The organism is Terrabacter sp. P5_B1 (genome assembly GCF_056400505.1).
The window spans coordinates 1-4,285 of the sequence record NZ_JBFULD010000344.1 but is presented as its reverse complement, the minus strand read 5'-3'; the positions used below and the strand labels follow the sequence as shown (position 1 = coordinate 4,285).

The 4,285-nt window shown below is 71.0% G+C and carries 5 protein-coding genes; 4 read left to right on the top strand and 1 reads right to left on the bottom strand.

Going from position 1 to position 4,285, the window contains the following annotated elements:
- Positions 1–17: 17 nt before the first annotated feature.
- The 3 genes from AC1DP0_RS18785 to AC1DP0_RS18775 are packed head-to-tail and all read left to right on the top strand — an operon-like array spanning position 18 to position 2,086.
- A complete protein-coding gene (locus AC1DP0_RS18785; protein ID WP_478087408.1) occupies positions 18–680 on the top strand; it encodes a fasciclin domain-containing protein in 663 nt (220 codons plus the stop codon).
- A gap of 45 nt (positions 681–725) precedes the next feature.
- Positions 726–1,337, top strand: a complete 612-nt coding sequence (gene sigK, locus AC1DP0_RS18780; RefSeq protein ID WP_478087403.1) for an ECF RNA polymerase sigma factor SigK — start codon at positions 726–728, stop codon at positions 1,335–1,337.
- Entirely contained in the window at positions 1,334–2,086 is a 753-nt protein-coding gene (locus tag AC1DP0_RS18775; RefSeq protein ID WP_478087401.1) for an anti-sigma factor, read from the top strand. The genes sigK and AC1DP0_RS18775 overlap by 4 nt, the downstream gene beginning before the upstream one ends.
- Before the next feature lie 89 nt (positions 2,087–2,175).
- Here the strand turns inward: AC1DP0_RS18775 and AC1DP0_RS18770 are convergent, their stop codons facing one another.
- The gene (locus AC1DP0_RS18770; protein ID WP_478087399.1) at positions 2,176–3,243 is read right to left on the bottom strand and encodes an Lrp/AsnC family transcriptional regulator; all 1,068 of its coding nucleotides are present in this window, start codon (positions 3,241–3,243) and stop codon (positions 2,176–2,178) included.
- A gap of 120 nt (positions 3,244–3,363) precedes the next feature.
- Here AC1DP0_RS18770 and AC1DP0_RS18765 point away from each other — a divergent pair.
- Positions 3,364–4,285, top strand: a 922-nt coding sequence (locus tag AC1DP0_RS18765; RefSeq protein ID WP_478087397.1) for a M20/M25/M40 family metallo-hydrolase, incomplete at its 3' end; no start/stop codon positions are given.

The following is a 4,285-nucleotide window of genomic DNA, read 5'->3' as shown; positions in this document are numbered from 1 at the left end:
CACAAGGAGTGACTGACATGAAGAGCATGAAGACCCGTACCGGCCTCGTCGCCCTCGCCATCGCCCTGCCGCTGAGCCTCGCGGCCTGCAGCAGCTCCAGCAACGCCGCGCCCTCAGGTGGCAGCACGCCCGCCGCCAGCACCCCCGCCGACACCATGTCGAGCACCCCGTCCGACACGATGAGCTCGTCGGCCTCGATGGATGCCGCGTCCGCCGTCTTCGGCCCGGGTTGCCAGGCGGTGCCGAAGGACGGCAAGGGCTCGTTCAACGGCATGGCCACCGACCCCGTCGCGAGCGCCGCGAGCAACAACCCCCTGCTCTCGACGCTCGTCACCGCCGTCAAGGCCGCCGGCCTCGTCGACACCCTCAACTCGGCTCCGGAGATCACCGTCTTCGCACCCGTCAACGACGCGTTCGCCAAGATCCCGGCCGCCGACCTCAAGAAGGTCCTGGCCGACAAGCCGACCCTCACGAAGATCCTCACGAACCACGTCGTGGCCGGCAAGCTCTCGCCGGACCAGCTCGCGGGCGACCACAAGACGCTCGCCGGCACCACGATCACGGTCAAGGGCTCGGGAGAGAACTTCACCGTCGGCAAGGCCGACGCCAAGGTCATCTGCGGCAACGTCCCGACCGCCAACGCCACGGTGTACATCATCGACGGCGTCCTGATGCCCTGATCGTCCGCCCACCGGCTGACGCAGAGCACGACGACGGGCGACACAATGGACCCCATGTCACGGTTCTCCGTGGTTCCCTCCGGCGATGACTCGCCGGAGGGAACCGCCCACCCCTCCCCGCTGGAGCAGCTGCTCCGCAGAGCGGCGACCGGCGACGAGACGGCGTTCGCAGAGCTCTACGATGCGGTCTCCTCCCGGCTCTTCGGTCTCGTCCGTCGGGTCGTGCGCGACCCCGCCCAGTCCGAGGAGGTGACCCAGGAGGTCTTCCTCGAGATCTGGCGGCACAGCGCGCGCTTCGACCCGAGCAAGGGTGGGGCGATGTCGTGGATGCTCACGATCGCCCACCGCAAGGCCGTCGACCGGGTCCGGTCGGCGGAGGCGGCCCGCAACCGCGACGAGGGTTACGGCGCCAGCAACCAGGACGTCACCCACGACTCCACAGCGGAGGCCGTCGTCGAACGGCTCGATGCGGAGCGCGTTCATCGGGCGTTGGACACGCTCACCCCGGTCCAGCGGCAGGCCCTCGAGCTGGCCTACCTCTCGGGATACACCCACACGGAGGTGGCCACCATGCTCGACCTGCCACTCGGGACCGCCAAGACACGCATCCGTGATGGACTCATCAGACTACGAGACACGCTGGGGGTGACGCTGTGAACGAGGACATCCACGCGCTCTCCGGCGCGTATGCCGTCGACGCCCTCGACGACGTCGAGCGGGCGCGGTTCGAGCGCCACCTCGCCGGCTGCTCCACCTGCCGGGCCGAGGTCGAGAGCCTCATCGCCGCAGCGTCCGAGCTGTCGGTGCTGACCGAGGTCACCCCGCCGGCCTCGCTCCGGGCCAAGGTCCTGTCCGAGATCGCGACCGTCCGTCCGCTGCCGCCCGTCGAGACCACCGAACGGGCCGAGGACAGCGCGTCCGACGAGCTCGCGGACCGACGCCGGTCCCGGTCCACCCGGAGTCTCTCCCGCGGCTGGCGCGTCGTCGTCGCGGCTGCCACGGTGGCCGTGCTCGCCATCGGCGGCTTCACGGTTTGGCGCCAGATCGACAAGGACCCGCAGCGGGCCATCGCCGACCAGGTGCTCGCGGCGCCCGACGCGACGCGCTACGCCAAGCAGCTGCCCGACGGGGCCACCGCGACGGTCGTACGGTCCCCGTCCCTGGAGAAGGCCGTGCTCGTCACCTCCGGCATGTCCCAGCCACCCGCGGGCAAGGTCTTCCAGCTGTGGCTCGAGGACGCCACGGGGCACATGACCTCGGCCGGCCTCATGCCGGACGGTGGTGACCAGGTGCTCGTGCTGGCCGGCGACGCGACGCACTCGAAGGCCGCCGGTGTCACGGTCGAGCCCCCCGGAGGCTCCGACCAGCCGACGTCCGCGCCGGTGGCCCTGATCCCCTTCGCCTGACACGCCGCGGCCCGCTCCTCTGCTGACCCCGGGGTCGCGCGAGCCCGAACGCCTGACGGGCCCGTCGCGACCCCTCGGTCGACCGAGCTTCAGCGGGACTGCCGTCCCGCGGCGTCGGCCCAGATGTCGAGGGGCACCGAGCGGATGCTGCGGCCGTCGAGGTCGAGCTCGCGACCCATCCGCTTGATCGACCGCAGGACCATCGACCGGTCGTGGACCGTCATCTGCGGCACCTCGGCGGCCAGCCGCGCCTCGACGTGCGAGAGCTCGTGCAGCGAGTGCGTCGTGAGCGCGAGCATGAGGTTCGGCTGTCCGCCCGAGATGCGCCAGCAGACCCGGATGCCCGGCACCCTCCGCAGCGCCATGGCCACGGCGTCGATGTCGCCGGCGTCGGCAGAGGCCCACAGCCAGCTGATGACGGGCCACCCCGAGTCGGGCAGCGCCATGTCGCAGCGCAGCACGACCCGGCCGTTGCCGACGAGGTCGGCCAGGCGCCGCCGTACCGTGCTCTCGCTGAGTCCGGCTCGTCCGGCCATGGTGGCGACGGGCAGGCGTCCATCCTCACCCAGGAGCAGGATCAGCTGGCGGTCGACGGCGTCGTAGCCCCGGGCGAGGTCCGTCTGCTCGGACGTGAGTCCGTCGAGGCGTGGTTGCGCACGCAGCATGACGGCCTGCTGCGAGGGGTCGAGCACGTGCAGCTGCCAGTGGTCACCCATCGAGTAGACCTTGGTCACGGCGTGGCTGCTCGTGGCGACGACCCCAGGGATGGTGCCCACCGACTCGAGGAGGAAGCGGGACAGGAAGGCGAGGTCGCGCACCTCCACGAGGATCGTCAGCGACCGGGGCCCGCTCGTGTGCTCGACGCTGAGCACGTGCGGCAGCTCGGTGACGCGCTGGGCGATGGCCAGGGTCTGGGCGGCGCTGCAGCTCAGCTCGACCACGGCGAGGCACGACTCGGGGCGCCCTTGTCCCGTCGCCCGGCCGGACACCCAGGCGATGCCGGCCGAGGACATCCGCTGCCACCGACGGGCGACCGTCACGGGATCGATGTCGAGCGCCTCGCCGACGAGGGTCCACGAGGCGCGGGGTTGCAGCTGGAGGCAGTTGACGATCGCCAGGTCGAGCTCATCGGCCAGCGCGGCGGAATCCTGCGTCATCTCACGCCTCGTCGCGTCATCCTGCGCGGAGCGGCTCCTTCGTGCCATGACTGCCATCCTCGGTCACCGGTGCAGGTACCTCAAGCCCCTGTCCGCAGACCTCGACCCAGGAGTTCCCGCATGTCACCCGAAGCCGCCACCCGTGAGACCACCCGGCCGGCCAGCCTCGACTGGACCACGCGACTGCTGCAGGTCGACACGACGAGCCGCGAGAGCAACCTGCCGCTCATCGACCTCGTCGCGGCGGAGCTCGAGGCCCACGGCGTGGAGCCCGTCCTCGTGCGCAACGACGACGGCACCAAGGCCAACCTGCTGGCCACCTTCCCGGCCGCGGACGGCACGACGACCGGCGGGATCGTCCTGTCGGGCCACACCGACGTCGTGCCTGTCGACGGGCAGGAGTGGTCGAGCGAACCGTTCGTCCCCGAGATCCGCGACGGTCGGCTCTACGGCCGCGGCACGTGCGACATGAAGGCCTTCATCGGCTCCGTCATGACCACCGTGCCGCGCCTGGCGAGCACCCCGCTGCGCGAGCCGGTGCACCTCGCCTTCTCCTACGACGAGGAGGTCGGCTGCGTCGGCGCCATCTCGCTCGTGGACGAGATCGCCGAGCGTGGGTTGCGCCCCCGAGCCTGCATCGTGGGCGAGCCGACGAGCATGCGCGTCATCCGCGGGCACAAGTCGCTGACGATGATCGCGGTGACGTTCCACGGGGTCGCGGCCCACTCCTCGCGAACCCCCCACGGCGTCAACGCGATCGAGTATGCCGCCCAGCTCGTGCGCTTCGTCCGCGGCGTCGCCGACCGGTTCCGCACGGACGGCCCCTTCGACAAGCACTACGACGTGCCCTTCACGACGGCCACCGTCAACCAGATCGAGGGTGGGATCGCCGTCAACACGGTCCCGGCCGTGTGCTCGCTCACCTTCGAGTTCCGCGCAGTCGGTGCCGTCGACGTCGACGCCACGATCGAGGAGTTCCGGGCCGAGGCGCGGCGCATCGAGGAGGCCATGCGGCAGGAGAACCCCGGCGCGCGCGTCGAGG

Excerpts from the sequence above, each read along its gene's own strand:
- AC1DP0_RS18785 (WP_478087408.1), top strand. The coding sequence starts at position 18 with ATGAAGAGCATGAAGACCCGTACCGGCCTCGTCGCCCTCGCCATCGCC.
- AC1DP0_RS18770 (WP_478087399.1), bottom strand. The coding sequence starts at position 3,243 with ATGACGCAGGATTCCGCCGCGCTGGCCGATGAGCTCGACCTGGCGATC.
- sigK (WP_478087403.1), top strand. The coding sequence starts at position 726 with ATGGACCCCATGTCACGGTTCTCCGTGGTTCCCTCCGGCGATGACTCG.